The sequence below is a fragment of the Mesorhizobium waitakense genome (assembly GCF_056431085.1).
The window spans coordinates 193,320-208,815 of the sequence record NZ_JBWKME010000013.1; the positions used below are offsets into that span (position 1 = coordinate 193,320).

The 15,496-nt window shown below is 63.2% G+C and carries 11 protein-coding genes; 7 read left to right on the plus strand and 4 right to left on the minus strand.

Annotated features, from left to right (window positions below):
• From AC07FD_RS02205 to AC07FD_RS02215, 3 genes are all read left to right on the plus strand, one after another.
• Positions 1-822 (plus strand): ABC transporter ATP-binding protein, encoded by an 822-nt coding sequence (locus tag AC07FD_RS02205; RefSeq protein WP_478348457.1) that lies wholly within the window; start codon positions 1-3, stop codon positions 820-822.
• Positions 823-836: 14 nt separating this feature from the next.
• Entirely contained in the window at positions 837-2,210 is a 1,374-nt protein-coding gene (locus tag AC07FD_RS02210; protein WP_478348458.1) for an MlaD family protein, read from the plus strand.
• Positions 2,211-2,319: 109 nt separating this feature from the next.
• A complete protein-coding gene (locus AC07FD_RS02215; protein WP_478348459.1) occupies positions 2,320-2,898 on the plus strand; it encodes an ABC-type transport auxiliary lipoprotein family protein in 579 nt (192 codons plus the stop codon).
• A 39-nt stretch (positions 2,899-2,937) separates the two neighbouring features.
• Here AC07FD_RS02215 and AC07FD_RS02220 read toward each other — a convergent pair whose 3' ends face one another.
• Positions 2,938-3,324: a macro domain-containing protein gene (locus tag AC07FD_RS02220; protein ID WP_478348460.1), complete on the minus strand. Its 387-nt coding sequence runs from the start codon at positions 3,322-3,324 to the stop codon at positions 2,938-2,940.
• A gap of 205 nt (positions 3,325-3,529) precedes the next feature.
• The gene (locus AC07FD_RS02225; RefSeq protein WP_478348461.1) at positions 3,530-10,012 is read right to left on the minus strand and encodes a kinesin; all 6,483 of its coding nucleotides are present in this window, start codon (positions 10,010-10,012) and stop codon (positions 3,530-3,532) included.
• A 271-nt stretch (positions 10,013-10,283) separates the two neighbouring features.
• On the opposite strand from AC07FD_RS02225, the gene AC07FD_RS02230 reads away from it, so the two are divergent.
• The 3 genes from AC07FD_RS02230 (at position 10,284) to AC07FD_RS02240 (ending at position 12,184) form a co-directional block, all read left to right on the plus strand.
• Positions 10,284-10,652 carry an Hpt domain-containing protein gene (locus tag AC07FD_RS02230; protein WP_457150771.1) on the plus strand — a complete coding sequence of 123 codons (369 nt, stop codon included), beginning with the start codon at positions 10,284-10,286 and terminating at the stop codon, positions 10,650-10,652.
• 99 nt (positions 10,653-10,751) lie between these two features.
• The gene (locus AC07FD_RS02235) at positions 10,752-11,072 is read left to right on the plus strand and encodes a 2Fe-2S iron-sulfur cluster-binding protein (RefSeq protein WP_095085095.1); all 321 of its coding nucleotides are present in this window, start codon (positions 10,752-10,754) and stop codon (positions 11,070-11,072) included.
• A gap of 83 nt (positions 11,073-11,155) precedes the next feature.
• On the plus strand, positions 11,156-12,184 hold the full coding sequence (locus tag AC07FD_RS02240) for an NAD(P)/FAD-dependent oxidoreductase (RefSeq protein WP_478348462.1): 1,029 nt from the start codon (positions 11,156-11,158) through the stop codon (positions 12,182-12,184).
• 4 nt (positions 12,185-12,188) lie between these two features.
• On the opposite strand, the gene AC07FD_RS02245 is transcribed toward AC07FD_RS02240, so the two are convergent.
• Both AC07FD_RS02245 and AC07FD_RS02250 read right to left on the minus strand, forming a co-directional pair.
• Positions 12,189-13,667, minus strand: coding sequence for an MDR family MFS transporter (locus AC07FD_RS02245; protein ID WP_478348463.1), 1,479 nt, complete (start codon positions 13,665-13,667; stop codon positions 12,189-12,191).
• 217 nt (positions 13,668-13,884) lie between these two features.
• Positions 13,885-14,523 carry a DUF922 domain-containing Zn-dependent protease gene (locus AC07FD_RS02250; protein ID WP_478348464.1) on the minus strand — a complete coding sequence of 213 codons (639 nt, stop codon included), beginning with the start codon at positions 14,521-14,523 and terminating at the stop codon, positions 13,885-13,887.
• A 119-nt stretch (positions 14,524-14,642) separates the two neighbouring features.
• On the opposite strand from AC07FD_RS02250, the gene folP reads away from it, so the two are divergent.
• Positions 14,643-15,494 (plus strand): dihydropteroate synthase, encoded by an 852-nt coding sequence (gene folP / locus AC07FD_RS02255; protein WP_478348496.1) that lies wholly within the window; start codon positions 14,643-14,645, stop codon positions 15,492-15,494.
• Positions 15,495-15,496 lie beyond the last annotated feature (2 nt).

Below are 15,496 nucleotides of genomic sequence, written 5' to 3' on the forward strand. Positions count from 1 at the left end.
ATGGCGCTGCTGAGCAGAAAAAAAGCGGTCGCGATCGCGGACGAAACGGGCGAGGGCGACATTGTGCTCTCTGCGCACAACATCACAGTCTCGTTCGCCGACAAGCTCATACTCGACAAGCTGTCGCTCGATATCCGGCGCGGCGAGATCCTTGGCTTTGTCGGTGCCTCGGGCGCCGGCAAATCCGTTCTGCTGCGCACCATTCTTGGGCTGACGCGCAAACAGTCGGGCACGATCAAGCTGTTCGGCGTCGATGTCGAGAAAGCGAGCGACGTGGAGCGTTTGCGCGTCGACATGCGGCTTGGCGTGCTGTTTCAGCACGGCGCCCTTTTTTCGGCACTGACAGTGCTGGAAAACGTCCAGGTGCCGATGCGCGAATATCTCGACCTGCCGCGAAAGCTGATGGACGAACTGGCGATGCTCAAGGTCGAGCTGGTCGGGCTGCCGCCGGACGCGGCGCAGAAATTTCCGTCCGAACTTTCCGGAGGCATGATCAAGCGGGCGGCGCTGGCACGTGCGCTGGCCCTCGACCCCGACATCGTCTTCCTTGACGAGCCGACATCCGGCCTCGATCCGATCAGCGCGGCGGAGTTCGACGAACTGGTCGTCAAGCTGCGCGATACGATGGATCTGACCGTTTATATGGTGACGCACGATCTCGACACGCTTTTCACCGCTTGCGATCGCGTGGCCGTGCTCGGCAAGAAGAGAGTGCTGGTCGAAGGCACCATTGACGACATGCTGAAGAGCGAGGAGCCGTGGGTAAAATCCTATTTCCGCGGAAAACGCGCCCGGCAACTTGATCTTGAGGCGCGCGCATAGCCATAAGTGGGACAATGGAAACCAGAGCCAACTACGTTATTGTCGGCATTTTCACGCTGGCCGCGATCCTGGCGGCGTTTGCCTTCGTCTACTGGACGGCGGCGATCGGCGACAAGGGCGAGACCACGTTGCTGCGCGTGCGTATTCCGGGCTCGGCTTCCGGGCTTGGCCGAGGCAGCTTCGTGCTGTTCAACGGCGTCAAGGTCGGTGATGTCAGGCGCGTCTATATCGATGTCGACAATCCGACCGTCGCCATCGCCGACACCGAGATCGATCGCCTGACACCGATCACCAAGTCGACGCAGGCCGATATCGGCCTCGCCGGCCTCACCGGACAGGCCAATATCGAACTCAAGGGCGCTGACCCCAAGGAAGTAAAGCTCCTCGACCAGGCCGAGAAGGAAGGCAAGGTCGCCGAGATCGTCGCCAACCCATCGGCGGTGACCAACCTGCTGCAGACGGCACAGAACATCTTCTCCCGCGCCGACAAGGTGCTTTCTGAGCTTGAAGGCTTCACCAAGGATGTGCGCGGGCCGCTGACGCAAACCGTCAAGAACGCGCAGACCTTCTCCGATGCGCTGGCCAAGAATTCGGACGGCATCGACAAGTTCCTGTCCAGCGTCAGTGCGCTCTCCGACGAGCTGAAAGGCGTTTCCGGCAAGCTCGACGGCACGCTGAAAGCAGCCGAAGGCCTGCTGAATGCCGTCGACAAAGACAAGATCAAGAGCATCGTCGCCAACGTCGATACGGCAACCGCGAATCTCAAGGAAACGTCGACGCAGCTCGACGGCGTGATCAAGAATGTCGACACCGCGGTCGGGTCCGTCAACGATTTCGCCAAGAAGACGCAAGGCACGCTGGCCAAGGTCGACGGCGTGCTCGATGGCATCGATCCGGCGCAGGTGCGCTCCGCACTGGCCAACATCCAGAAAGCCAGCGAAAACGCCGACAAGGCCGCCGCCGACATCGCTAAGGTGACCGACAAGTTCGCCAACCGGGCCGACGACATCGACCAGACGATCAAGGATGCCAAACAACTCGCGCAGCGGCTCAACGATGCCTCGGTGCGTGTCGACGGCATCCTCGCCAAGGTCGACACCTTGCTCGGATCGGGGCAGGCCGACGGCGTGATGGCCGACGCCAGGGATACTCTGAAGTCGTTCAAGCAGGTTGCCGACACTTTGAATTCCCGCCTGGGCGTCATTACCGACAATCTGGCGCGCTTTTCGGGCCAGGGGCTTTCGAATGTCGAGGCGCTGGTGCAGGACAGCCGCCGTTCGATCAGTCGCATCGAGGAAGCCGTAACGGATCTCAGCCGCAATCCGCAGCGCATCCTTTCGGGTGGCGATGGCGAGGTCCGGCAATTCGATGGCAGGGCGCGGCGTTGACTTCGGCTTCGGCACGCCCCAAGAACATGAGCCAAGAAAGCGGGTTGATCTTACGATCCGGGGACAACGGTGATCGCGCGTGAAGTCTGTGTGGGTGAGAACGGGCGGATTGACATCGGCTGCGGCACTGCTTGCCTTGACGCTGGCAGGCTGCGCTGTGTTGGGCGGCAAGCCCGCGCCGCTCGATACGTTCGAGCTGTCGGCGCCTTCGGTCGACGCACATGGCCACAGCCGCCGACAAATCCTGATCGCGCAGCCGTCGGCTCTCAAGGCGCTGGACAGCCAGAACATCGTCATCAAGCCCTCGGATCGCTCGATCCAGTATCTCAAGGGTGCGCAATGGGCCGACCGGCTGCCGCTGATCGTGCAGGCGCGGCTGGCCGAGACCTTCCAGCGTTCCGGCAGCTTTGCCGGCGTCGGCAAGCCGGGCGAGGGCCTGGCGATCGACTACCAGGTAATTGTCGAGGTCCGGTCTTTCGAAGTCCGCGTCGACGGCGGCGAGCACGCCGAGGTCGACCTGTTCGTGCGGATATTGAACGACCGCAATGGCGAGGTGCGTGCCTCCAAGAGCTTCACCGCATCGGCGCCCGTTTCAGGCAGCGGCAATCCTGCCTATGTCAGGGCGCTCGACAGCGCGTTTGGAGATACCGCCAAGCAGATCGTGCGTTGGACGGATTCTGTGATCTGAAGTGGGTCAAATGGCGATGATCCGGTCAGCCGAAACGGTTCAGCCGACGTATTCGACAAGGGTGTGATCTTCATCGGCGAGTTCGTCCTCGATGATTGAGGCTATCGTTTCCCAATCACCTCCAGCCAGCCCTGCGCCAATTTTCGGGTAACCGATCCTCTTGCCTTTGAATTTGGCTTTGACGAACTGCATGACTTTCCGGATTGCTTCGTAGTCTGCCTTCAGGCCTGTTCCCTGCCAATGGAACTGCGTGTAGCCATTAATGACATGGAACGTGCCGCCCTCTCGCCTGATCTCAGCAACGGATAGGCTTCCCAGCTTGGCTGGGTCGCCCTTCTGTATTGCGCAGTCCGCGGCCTCAGCCTCGGGAAACGCTGCTTTATCGAATGAGCAATTCCCTTGCCCATTTTGCACTGGCAGTTGCATCCGTGCACGATGGCTTCGAACCTTCCGTCGAGTGCAAGCTGAAGCAGATCACCACGAATTGTCTGCATTGCCACGAAATCCCGACCTCAATCCACAGCGCTGGCATCCAACCAAATCGCGAGATTGGCGACATTCCAAACGATCTTTTCAGGATTGGCTTCAAACAGAAAGGGCAGGTCGCCCTTTCTGTTTTGCTGTCCCGCCCCTAATGCAGGCGACCGCTGGCGTGGGCCAGCATGGTGTAGACCTTGCCGGTGTCCGATGTCAGGTACGTCTGCGCCATGATGTTGTCGCGGTCGCTGCGCGAGACATCCTTGAGCAGCTTCTCGAAATCGTCGCAGTAGCGGTCAACGGCGGTGCGGAACTCGGCCTCCGCCTGATACTTGCGACGGATCTCGTCGAACGTCTGCTGGCCCTTCAGCGTGTAGAGCCGCCGCGTGAACACGTCACGCTCGCCACGCCGGTAGCGGTTCCACAGTTCAATCGAAGCATCGTGGTCGATGGCCCGCGCGATGTCGACGGAGAGCGAGTTCAGCGATTCCACGACATGCAGCGGTGAGCGCTGGGCAGGAGCCGCACGCGGTGCTTCCGCGGGCGTTGCCGGCCTGGCGTCCTCTTCGCGCGATGCCCCGGTCAGGAGATCGCGCACCCAGCCGCCCTGTGGTGTACGGGCGCCGGCTTCAACACGCGGGCGCGGTGCCGCCTCGGCCGGACGCTCCAGGTCGAGCGTGCCGCGCAGTGGAGCGCCGCCCAACGGCGCCTGGGGTGTGCGCAGCTCCGGCTGCTGTGCCGGTGGTGCACGCCGTGGTGGCTCGGCGGGGCGTGCGGCCGGCGCTTGCGGTGCCGGGCGAAGATTGCGTTGCTCGGCGGCATCGCCGCCGCCGCGACCGGACTTCGCAACGATCTCCGAAAGCTCTTTCAAGGCGTTGATCTGCTCGGAAACGGCGCGGCGGATGGCCGAGGTCGATTCCTTTGCCTCTTCCGGCATCTCGATGACGCCCTTCTTGAGCTCGGCGCGGGTCAGGTCGAGTTCGCTCTTGATCGAGCCCGCGGTGCGCCGTATCTCCTCGGTCGCATCGGCGAAGCGCTTGGTTGCCGAATCGACGACATCGGTGATGGCGTTGCGGATCTTGTCGGCCGACTCCATCGTCTTGCCCTCGGCGTTCTGCAGCGTCTGGCCGACGAGATTCTCGAACGAGCGCATGACCCTTTCGAGATCTTCCGACTTCTTGACCAGGCCGACGGCGAGATCCTCGAGCGACGACTGCCTTTCGAGCGTGTGCTCGAGGTTGCTCTGGGCCGAGCTCAGCAGGTCCGAGGCGCTGGCCAGCAAGCGGCTGTGTTCGTCGAACTTGGTGGCGATCGAAGCGACCTCGCGCAAGGTCGCCGACGAAAGTTCTGTCAGCCTTGTCGTGTTCGAATCGACCAGCCGCGCCGAGCTGGCGAAGGTCTGCGCGGCTTTCTCCGTGGTGGCGGCGAAGCTTTGCGTGCTGCCGCTCAGGCGTTCGTCGACCTGGCCGAGATTGACCGCGGCCTGCTCGATCAACTGACCGAGCTGCGAGCTGGAGTTGGTCATGCGGCCAATGAGGTCGGCGACACTGTCGGACAGCGACGAGCGGGCGCCTTCGACCGCCGACAGCGTTTCGGCGGTGCGGCTGGCGAGCGCGTTGACCAGTGCTGCATTCTCACTGCGCAGCTTCTCGGTGGCGCGTTCGGTGACCTCTTCCATGCTCTTTTGCAGTTCCGAGCCGCCCTGGGCGAAGCGCTCGACGAGCGGCCGCGCGGTTTCGTCGAGGATTTTCGACATTTCGGCCGAACGTGCCGCGAGCATGGTGTTGAGCTCGCGTGTGTTGGCGCCGATCGTTTTGGCGGCATCATTGGTGCTCTGGCCGATATGCTGGCCAACCGCGGTGAAGGTCTCGGCGATCACATTGGCGCGCGAGACCAGTTGCGCCTCGGCATTCGCCACCTGCTCGTTGAGCTTCTGGCCCATCGTCTCGGCCGTGTAGGCGAGGCGGTTCTCGACGCCCGAGACCTGCTCTTCGACTCGGGCGGCCGCGGCCGCCGCGCTCGATGCGAGCCGCTCGTCGGCGCCGGCGAGCGCCTGTTCGATTTCGCGGGCATGCACGGCCATTTCCTGACCGGTCTGCCTTGCACGTTCGGCGACCTTCTGCTCGGTGTCGGCAAAGGCGCCGACGATGGTCGCGGCATGCTCGCCGATCGTCGACGAGCTGTTGGCGATTCGTGACACCAGACGCTGATCGGCGTCGTCGAAGATGCGGCCGATTTCGGAGGCACGGCTCGACAGCGCTTCCGAACCTTCGGCGATGCGCGAGACCAATTGCTGGTCGGCGGCATCGAAGATACGGCCGAGATCCGATGCGCGTGCGGCAAGCGCCTCGGCCGATTCGCCGATACGCACACCGAGCCGCTGATCGGCGCCTTCGAAGTTGCGCAGGATGTCGCCGGCGCGGGCAGCCAGCGACTGTGCGGTTTCGACGGCGCGAGCGACCAATTTCTGGTCTGCCGCATCGAACGCGCCGGCAATCTCGCTTGCACGGGCGACCAGATGGTTGGCGGTGTCCTGGGCCCGGGCGGTAAGCTGATCGGCGGTCTCCTGGGCGCGGGCGGCGATCTTCTGGTCCGCCATGTCGAAGGTCCCGGCGATCTCGCTTGCACGAGCGGCCAGCTGGTCAGCGGTTTCATGGGCGCGGGCCAGCAGCGAGCTGGACGTGTCATCCGCGCGGGCAAGCAAGGCGTTCGACGTGTCTTCCGCACGGGCGTTGAGGCGACGATCTGCTTCCTCGAAGGTGCGGGCGATGTCTTCGGCCCTCGCCAGCAGGGCGGCCGAGGTCTGCTCGGCGCGCTCGGCGATCTTGCGGTCGGCATCACTGAACGCAGCACCGGCCTGCTCATGCAGCGAGCTGGTGACTTCGAGGACCTTTTCGCGCAACGCGCCGGCAACGAAGACCGCACTCTTCTCGAGCACGGCTCGGACATTGTCGACGCCTGTCGAGAGCGCACGCTCCATGGTGCCGGCGCGCTCTTCGATGACGCCGGTCTGGCGGCTGAACGCCTGCTCGATCTTTTCGACATCGGCAGCGATCGCCGCGGAGATATCGGTGCTCCTGGCGGCGATCTGGTCGATATGGCCCGACAGCGAGCGGTCGACGTCCTGGCGGGATTCGGCGAGTTTGCCGAGATCGTCTTCCAGCGCGCGGGCCAGCATGTTGCGGCCTTCCGACAGCTTGCCGACATGTCCGGTGATGATGTCGTCGATATCGCCGCGGCTTGCGGAAAGCTTCTGCAGGTCGGCTTCCAGCGCACGCTTGAGGATATCGCGGCCTTCGGCGAGCTTCTCGACCTGGCCGGCGACCAGACCGTCGATGCTGGAGCGACTTTCCGCCAGCTTGGCGAGATCGTCTTCGAGCGCCTTCGACAGGGTCGAGCGCTCCCCGACAAGTCTGTCCGCGTGGCTGTTGACCAGGCCGCTGACGTTTTCGAGATCAGCCTCGAGTGCCCGGGCGAATTGTGCCCGGTCATCGACCAGTTTCTGCGAATGGTCGGCAACGGTGCCCTTGATCGTATTGAGGTCGGCTTCCAGCGCGCGGCGCAGGATATCGCGGCCTTGCGACAACTTCTCGACTTGACCGGCAACCAGCCCGTCGATGCTGGAACGGCTTTCGGCCAGCTTGGCGAGATCGTCTTCGAGCGCCTTCGACAGGGTCGAGCGCTCCCCGACAAGCCTGTCCGCATGGCTGTTGACCAGGCCGTTGACGTTTTCGAGGTCAGCCTCGAGTGCCTTCGACAACGTCGAACGATCCTGGACGAGCCTATCGGAATGGCTGTTGACCAGGCCGTTGACGCTTTCGAGATCAGCCTCGAGTGCCCGGGCGAACTGTGCCCGGTCATCGACCAGTTTCTGCGACTGGTCGGCAACGGTGCTCTGGATCGCATTGAGATCGGCCTCCAGCGCACGCCGCAGGATGTTGCGGCCTTCCGACAACTTCTCGACCTGACCGGCGACCAGCCCGTCTATGCTGGAGCGGCTCTCCGCCAGCTTGGCGAGGTCATCTTCAAGCGCCTTCGACAAGGTCGAACGATCCTGAACGAGCTTGTTCATGTGGTCGGCGATGACGCTGTTCACATTCTGCAGGTCGGCTTCCAGCACCCGCGAAAGCTGCCCGCGATCCTCGGCGAGCCTTTCCGACTGGCTGGCAATGACGCCCTTGATCGTGTTCAGATCGGATTCCAGCGCCCGCTTGAGAATGTCGCGGCCTTCGGCGAGCTTCTCGACCTGGCCGGCAACCAGGCCATCGATGCTCGATCTGCTTTCGGCCAACTTGGCAAGGTCGGCCTCGAGCGTCTGCGACAGCAGGCTGCGATCCTCGACCAGCCGTCCCGCATGGCTGTCGATCAGGCCGCGTATGCTGGACAGATCGTTGTCGAGCGACTGGGAAAGCTGCGTGCGGTCGTCCGCCAGCTTGGCGGAATGGGCTTCGATCAGGCTCTTGATGCCGCTGATGTCGTTTTCCAGTGCCTTGGCGAGCACGGCGCGACCCTCGGCGATCTTCTCGACCTGGCCGGCGACGAGACCGTCGATGCTGGCGCGGCTGTCGGACAATTTGCCGAGATCGGCTTCCAACGCGCGCGACAGGATGCTGCGGCCCTCGGCCAGCTTGCCGACGTGTCCAGCAACCATTTCATCAATGATTGTACGAGCTTGTACCAGTTTCCCGGAGTCTTCGTTCAAGGCAGCAGAGAGTCTGTTGCGGCCTTCTTCCAGCCTTTCAAGATGGCCGCCGAGCGACGCATCGATGGCCGCCCGCGATTCGTTGACCTTGCGCAGATCCTCCTCGAGGGCGCGCGCGATCAGGCTGCGGCCTTCGGCCAGCTTCTGCACCTGGTTGGTCACCGCGGCATCGATGCTGGCCCGGCCTTCGTCGAACTTCGCCAGGTCGGCCTGCATGGCCTCGGCCATGCGATCGCGGCTTTCCGAAAGCTTGCGGCTGTGGTTTTCGACGGCTTCCTCGATTCCTGCGCGGGCGTCGGCAAGCCGCTGAATGTCGCTATCGAACGAACGCGATACGACATGACGCGCGGCTTCCATACGGCCGGCGAAGTCGCTGGCGCGGGCTTCGAGCATGGAGGAGGTCGAGGTGACGATGTCGGCCATATCGGCGCCGATCTGGGTCTTGCCCTGATCGATCATCGCCGACAGCGTGTCCTTGCTCTCGGCAAAGGTGTGCGCGATTTCGCGGGCACGCTCGACCAGCGTCTCGTTGATCTGGCGGGCGCGGGCCTCAAGCGCCGCGTTGAGCTTCTGCGTTCCGGTGTCCAGCGCCTCGGCGCGGGTCTGGAACTCGCTGATCAGCGCCTGGCCGCGTTCTGCGAGCGTCCGCTCGATGCCGTTGAGGCTGGCCTCGAATTCGGAATTGAGGGTGCGCGCGGCACCGCCGAGCAGAGACACCATGCCGGTGGTGCGATCGTCGAGGAGATCAGTCAACGACCGTGTCAGGCCGTCGGTGGTGTCGGTCAGTTTGGCTATGCGGGTGTCGAGAAGGCTGGCGAAGGCCTCGCCCGAGGTCGACAGCTTGTCGGTGATCGTATCGAGCCGGCCTTCCACCGAATCGAAGATCGACAACGAGCTTTCATTGATGCGGTCGATGAGCGTGTCGCCGGAATTGGTGATCGTCATCGAGAGTTTGGTAGACGCATTGAGGATGCTGTCGCGGATGATGTCGGAGGCGGCGCCGATCTCGTCCTTCAGCGTCTCATGCGCGCCGGTGATCGAGGCGCGGACGCGCTCGGCATGGCTGACGACGGCTTCACGCTCGCTGCCGAGCCCGTCGACCAGCGAACGGATGCGGGACTCATTCTCCGAATAGGAGCGCTCGATCTGGTTGACTTCGCTGTGGACCAGCGTTTCCAGTTCGACGGCGCGGGCAAGCGTGCGCTCGATGCCTTCGCCCATGGCGGCCACCTCGCGACGAACGGCCTGGCCGATCATCATGACGCGATCCTGGGCAAGGTTTTCCGGCTCGGTCAGGCGGAAGGCCACTTCGGTCATCGACTGGGCGGCAATGCGCATTTCCTGGGCGCGGCGGATCATCGCCGCGAAGGCCCAGAACAGGATGACGGGCACAATCGCCGCAACCGCCAGACCGATCAGTTCGGGACGGGCAAGAAACTGGTCGAGCGTGCGGATTCTCCAGATGCTCGGTCCGAATAGGAGGTTGGCCAGACCGCCTGCACCGGCGAACCAGGCGAGCGAGACGAAGGCGACGACCCAGTAAATGGTGTTCGAGGCACGCCTGTTGAGGCTGTGCAGAAGCGTCTTGTAGTCCTTCTGGCGATCGTCGTTGGCCGGCGCGAAACCGGCGGGCTGGGCACCATTGCGTGTTTCGACGGGGCGCAACTCGGCGGGCTTGGGCTGGGGCGCGGGTTTCGCGGCCTCACTGCGCGCGGTCTGGCTCTGATTGACTGCTGGCGCCGGCCTGTCGTTGCGTCCCTCGCGCGCCAGTTCGTCGGCAGCCTGCGATATCTGCGCTTCCAGATCTTCCATCGAAGCCGCGATGTCGAGGTCGCCGTCGCTGGCATCGCTGCTGAGGTCTAGATCAAGCGCCTTTTCCAGTTCCCTGGCTACATCGTTGTCGAGAGTTCTCGTCGTCGTTGTTTTCTTTGCCATGCCTTCTACCCTGTACTAGCTGCCGCGGGCTTATGATTATGTTTTTATCGTACCCCGCGCAGGAGGCTGAAAATGGACCCCTCGTATCGTAATGACACAGGGGGGTAAAGAAAACATGCATTCCGCCAGATACGTAAAACTTTAAATATAAGGTTAACGGAGACGTGATTTCGGCGCCGCTTTCGCAACATTATTCCAGGCCACTCATTAACCCGTTGTCCACTGGAATCGCCTAGTTTTTCGGGCGATCGAAGAAACGGAGTTCGAGTTCATGCGTGGCGAAAGCGGCATTGCCTTCTCAATGCCCGGGGGCGACGTATCCGGACCTAGGCGGTCACGGCCGGTCGATTTGGCACACCTTGCCCGCCAGACCATGGGCGACCGCAGCCTCGAGCAAGAGGTGCTGGCGCTGTTTGTACAACAGGCCCTGTCGGTGCGCGAGAAAATAGTCGATGCCGACATCAAGGACCGGCTTCTGCTGGCGCATGGGCTCAAGGGTTCGGCACGCGGTGTCGGTGCCTTTGCCATCGCCGATTGCGCCACCGAGATCGAGCACCGGCCGGAAGACAACCAGACGCTCGGTCGGCTTGGCGCGCTGATCGACGAAGTGCGCGATTTCATCGCCGCCATCAGTCGCTGAACCCGGTTTGCGGAAAAACGTCACCGAGCGGCGCTTTCGCGCGCAGTTGACTTGTCAGCCGGAGTGATTATCTCGGCTGAGACTCCCTTCAGGTGACAAATGACAAAGCTGACTTTCATCGCCCATGACGGCACACAATTCGACATGGACGCCGAAAACGGCTCGACGGTCATGGAGAACGCGATCCGCAACGCGGTGCCGGGGATCGAGGCGGAATGCGGCGGCGCCTGCGCCTGCGCGACCTGCCATGTCTATGTCGACGAGGCATGGACGGCGCAAGTCGGCGAGCCGGAAGCGATGGAAGAGGATATGCTGGACTTCGCCTACGACGTTCAGCCGAACTCGCGGCTGTCGTGCCAGATCAAGGTGCGCGACGCGCTTGACGGTCTGGTCGTGCGGGTGCCGGCCCGCCAGGGCTGAGACACCGATTTTTGCCGGCAGCTGCTTGGCAGCGGCGGATTGCTCATGCAGTGTCGCTCGGGTTCCGCAGCGAGGCACACCGCATGACCGACATCACCAAGACAGACGTCCTCATTGTCGGGGCAGGGCCGGTCGGCCTGTTTGCCGTGTTCGAACTCGGTCTGTTCGACATGAAGTGCCACCTGATCGACATCCTCGACCGGCCGGGCGGCCAATGCGCGGAACTCTATCCGGAAAAGCCGATCTACGACATTCCAGGATGGCCTTCGATCTCGGCGCAGGGACTGGTCGACAAACTGCTCGAGCAGATCGCGCCGTTCAAGCCTGACTTCACGTACAACCGCATGGTTTCGAGCCTGGAAAAGCTGGAGGACGGCAGCTTTCGTGTCACCACCGACGAGAATGAGGTGTTCGAGGCCAAGGTCGTGGTGATTGCCGCCGGCGGCGGTTCCTTCCAGCCCAAGCGGCCGCCGATCCCGGGCATCGAACCCTATGAAGGCAAGAGCGTCTTCTATTCGGTACGCAGGATGGAAGATTTTCGCGGCCACGACCTTGTCATTGTCGGCGGCGGCGATTCGGCGCTCGACTGGACGCTCAACCTGCAGCCGGTGGCCAAGAGCGTGACGCTGGTGCACCGGCGGCCCGAATTCCGCGCCGCACCCGACAGCGTCAACAAAATGTATGCCATGCAGGAGATGAAGCAGCTGGATTTCCAGGTCGGGCAAGTGACCGGACTGACCGGCGCCGACGGCCAGCTCTCATCGGCTGTTATCAAGGGACCTGACGGCGATGTCGAAGTGCCTTGCACGCGCATGCTGCCGTTCTTCGGCCTGACCATGAAGCTCGGGCCGATCGCGGAGTGGGGGCTCAATCTCCACGAGAATCTCATTCCGGTCGATACCGAGAAGTTCCAGACATCGGTGCCCGGCATCTTCGCGGTCGGTGACATCAACTGGTATCCCGGCAAGCTGAAGCTGATCCTGTCGGGCTTCCACGAGGTGGCGCTGATGGCGCAGGCAGCCAAGCGCACCATCAGCCCCGGCGAGCGCATCGTGTTCCAGTACACGACCTCGTCGACCAGCCTGCAGAAGAAGCTCGGCGTCGTCGACTGAGCCGCTATTCCGCCATGACCGGCGTATGCTCTGCCTGGCCGCGAAGCGGTTTCTCCGGCATCAGGCCGAGGGTGATCAGCGCCATCAGCAGCGTCGCCGCGGCGACAAGGAAGATCATCACGAAGGGCGCGGCTGATATAACCTGTCCGACGGCCAGCGTGCCTTCACCGGCAAGCGGCAGGCCGTAGCCGAGGGCGACAGCGCCGAGCATCGCGACGCCGAGCGCGCTGCCCAGCGAACGCAGGAAGGTGAGCACGCCGGTCACGACGCCGAGGTGCGGACGGTCGACGGCATTCTGGACCGATACGGTGGTGACCGGGAAGGTGGTTCCGCTGCCCAGGCCGATGCAGATCGTCAGGATCTCGACAACCAGCAGCGAAGCGTGTCCGGCGACCAGGGCGAGCAGGCCGAGGCATAGGATGGAAAAGAGCACACCCACCATCGCGATCCGCTTGTAGTGGACGAAGCGTGGTATTGCCCGTCCACTGAACGTGGCGCCGGCCACGGTACCAAGCAGCAGGCCCAGCATTGCCAGGCCCGACTCGCTGACCGAGAGGCCGACGATCGACTGCAGATAGACAGGCAGATAGACCGCCAGGCCTATGTTGGCGGCCTGCAGGAGGAACATCGACGAGGTGCCGGCGAGCACGATCGGATTGCTCAGCACTTCAAGTGAGATGAGCGGTTCAGCCGCGCGCAGCAGACGCAGTGCGAAAGCAACCCAGAACACCCCCGACGCAGCCAGCAGCCCGACAATTTCGCCCGACAGCCATGGATATTCGCTGCCGCCCCAGTTCAACGCCAGCAGCAGCAATGCCGTGGCCACGACAAGCAGCAGCGCCCCCAGCCCGTCGATGCGATGCCGCTTTGCGGCGATCGGCAGCTTCTTGAGCGGTTTGTTGATGATCGCCATGGCCAGCAGGCCGAGCGGGATGTTGATCCAGAAAATCAGCGACCAGTGCAGATGTTCAGCGAAAGTGCCGCCGAGCAGCGGCCCGGCGATGCTGGCGACCGCCCAGGTGCCGGAGATCCAGGCGGCGTAGCGCGCCCGCTCGCGTGGCGGAACGAGATCGCCGATGACGGTCTGCGTCAAGGTGAACAGGCCGCCGCCGCCAGCGCCCTGGATCGCCCGTCCGACAACCAGCACAAACATGTTGGGGGCCATGGCGCTGACCAGCGATCCCAGGAGAAAGATCAGGATCGCCGCATAAACGGTCGGCCGGCGGCCATAGACGTCGGAAATCTTGCCATAGAGCGGCGCCATGGCGGTCGCGGTCAGGAGATAACCGGTGACGATCCATGGCAGGTATTGCGCATGGCCGAGCGCATGCCCGATGGTCGGCATGGCAGGCGCCACGATGGTCTGATCGAGGGCCGCCAGCAGCATTGACAGGAGCACGCCGGCGATGATGGCGTTCTTTTCGGTTTCGCTCAGTGGCACGCCGGCTTCCACCATCGTTGGCTTGTCGACAGCCTGATCCATGATCGTTCATCCGTAAGCTTGCGATTGACCGACACTGTCCGGCCGTTCCGGTCTCTTTGACCGTTTTGATCGCATTGGCGTTTTGAAGCCCGCGCCTGGCGAGCCCTGCTATATGTCGTTCCGTAATAGGCCGATTTCGACAGGCGCCCGAAAGTTTTTCGAGGCTGGCACTACGCTTCGGTGGATTTGGCTTTCGCCGGCGCCGCGGGTTTTCGAGTCAGGCCGGTGGCAGCTGACCCCTCTCGATGCGTTCGATGCGATAGCGCAGCAGCCTCAGGATTCGGCTTTCGAAATTGACGCTTTCGACACGGTCGAACTGCAGCTGCGCACGGTCATGCCTGGCCAGAACTGCCGCGGTGATTTCGGCGGCCTCGGCCTTGGCAGCGTCGCAATTCCTTTGCGGGTAGGTGGCTTTCAGGTCCTCTTCGAGTTCCCGGCCATGGTTCTTGGCAATCTCGACATGGCGCTCTTCATGGCGTCTGATGTCGGCGGCCAGCGTGTCCCAGAACAGCCTGACATCGGCATCGGCCTTGCGCGGGCGGCGCCATTCGGGAAGGATCACCTTCACCTTGACGGTCACAACCGCGTCGGCGATCCGGCAGGAGTTCGAAGTCTTGGCATAGCTGATGCGGGTGGTGAAGGCCATCTGGGTGGCGCCCGGGTGCCGCGTGCCCGTGCTTTTCACCTCCGGCCCGCGTTTGGAGAGTTGTGCCTCGATGTCGTCGAGGGTGCTGCCGCCAATGGCGAAATAGCTGTACGTCTTGACGAGATTGGCCGCACCGGCCGGACCGGCAGTGGCGGCAAGCAGCAGCGCGCAGAGCAGGGATGGTTTCACGCCAAGCATGGATCGGTTCATCATGTTGCCTCTTCGACCACCTTGCTTTACGGCCGTTGCCAGCGCAACGGAATTGATCCGCAGCGGATCACACATCGTTGATGAGCCTCTTGGTTGATGAGCCCATGGTTGCTGAGCAAATGACGGCTAGGCGATGGCAGTTGGCGCATGGATGCCATCTCGACCTTGGCGGCAAAGCCGTGGTCGTCGGCATCCTCAATGTCACCCCCGACAGCTTTTCCGACGGCGGACTGTTCGACGCCCCCGAACAGGCGTTGGCCCAGGCACGGCGCATGATGGGGGAAGGGGCACTGGTCGTCGATGTCGGCGGGGAATCGACCCGCCCGGGCGCCGCCGCGATATCGGCGAGCGACGAACAGGCCCGCATCCTGCCGGTGATCGAAGCGCTGGCGAGCGCCGGCGGGGTGCTGATTTCGGTCGATACCTACCGCGCCGACACCGCCCGGCTCGCGGTCGCCGCCGGCGCACACATCGTCAACGATGTCTGGGGGTTGCAGCGCGAGCCCGACATTGCCCGCGTCGCCGCCGACACCGGCGCCGGGCTTGTCATCATGCATACCGGGCGGGGCCGCGAGAAGCTGCCGGACGTGATTGCCGATCAGTTGGCGTTCCTGCGAAAATCGCTGGAAATCGCCCGCCAGCATGGCATCGCCGACGACCATATCGTGCTCGATCCCGGATTCGGCTTCGCCAAGGAGACGGCGGAGGAAAATCTCGATCTGATGGCGCGCTTTTCCGAGCTCAGTGCACTTGGCTTGCCGCTGATGGCCGGTACCTCGCGCAAGCGCTTCATCGGCACCGTAACCGGCCGCGACGCGGCTGGCAGGGGTGTCGGAACGGCGGCGACCAGCGTCATCCTGCGGCTCAAGGGCGCCGATCTGTTTCGCGTCCATGATGTCGCATTCAACGTGGACGCGCTGGCGCTCGCAGATGCTATGTTGGCGCGTCAAAGCGACCAGGCGAGAAACTGAGC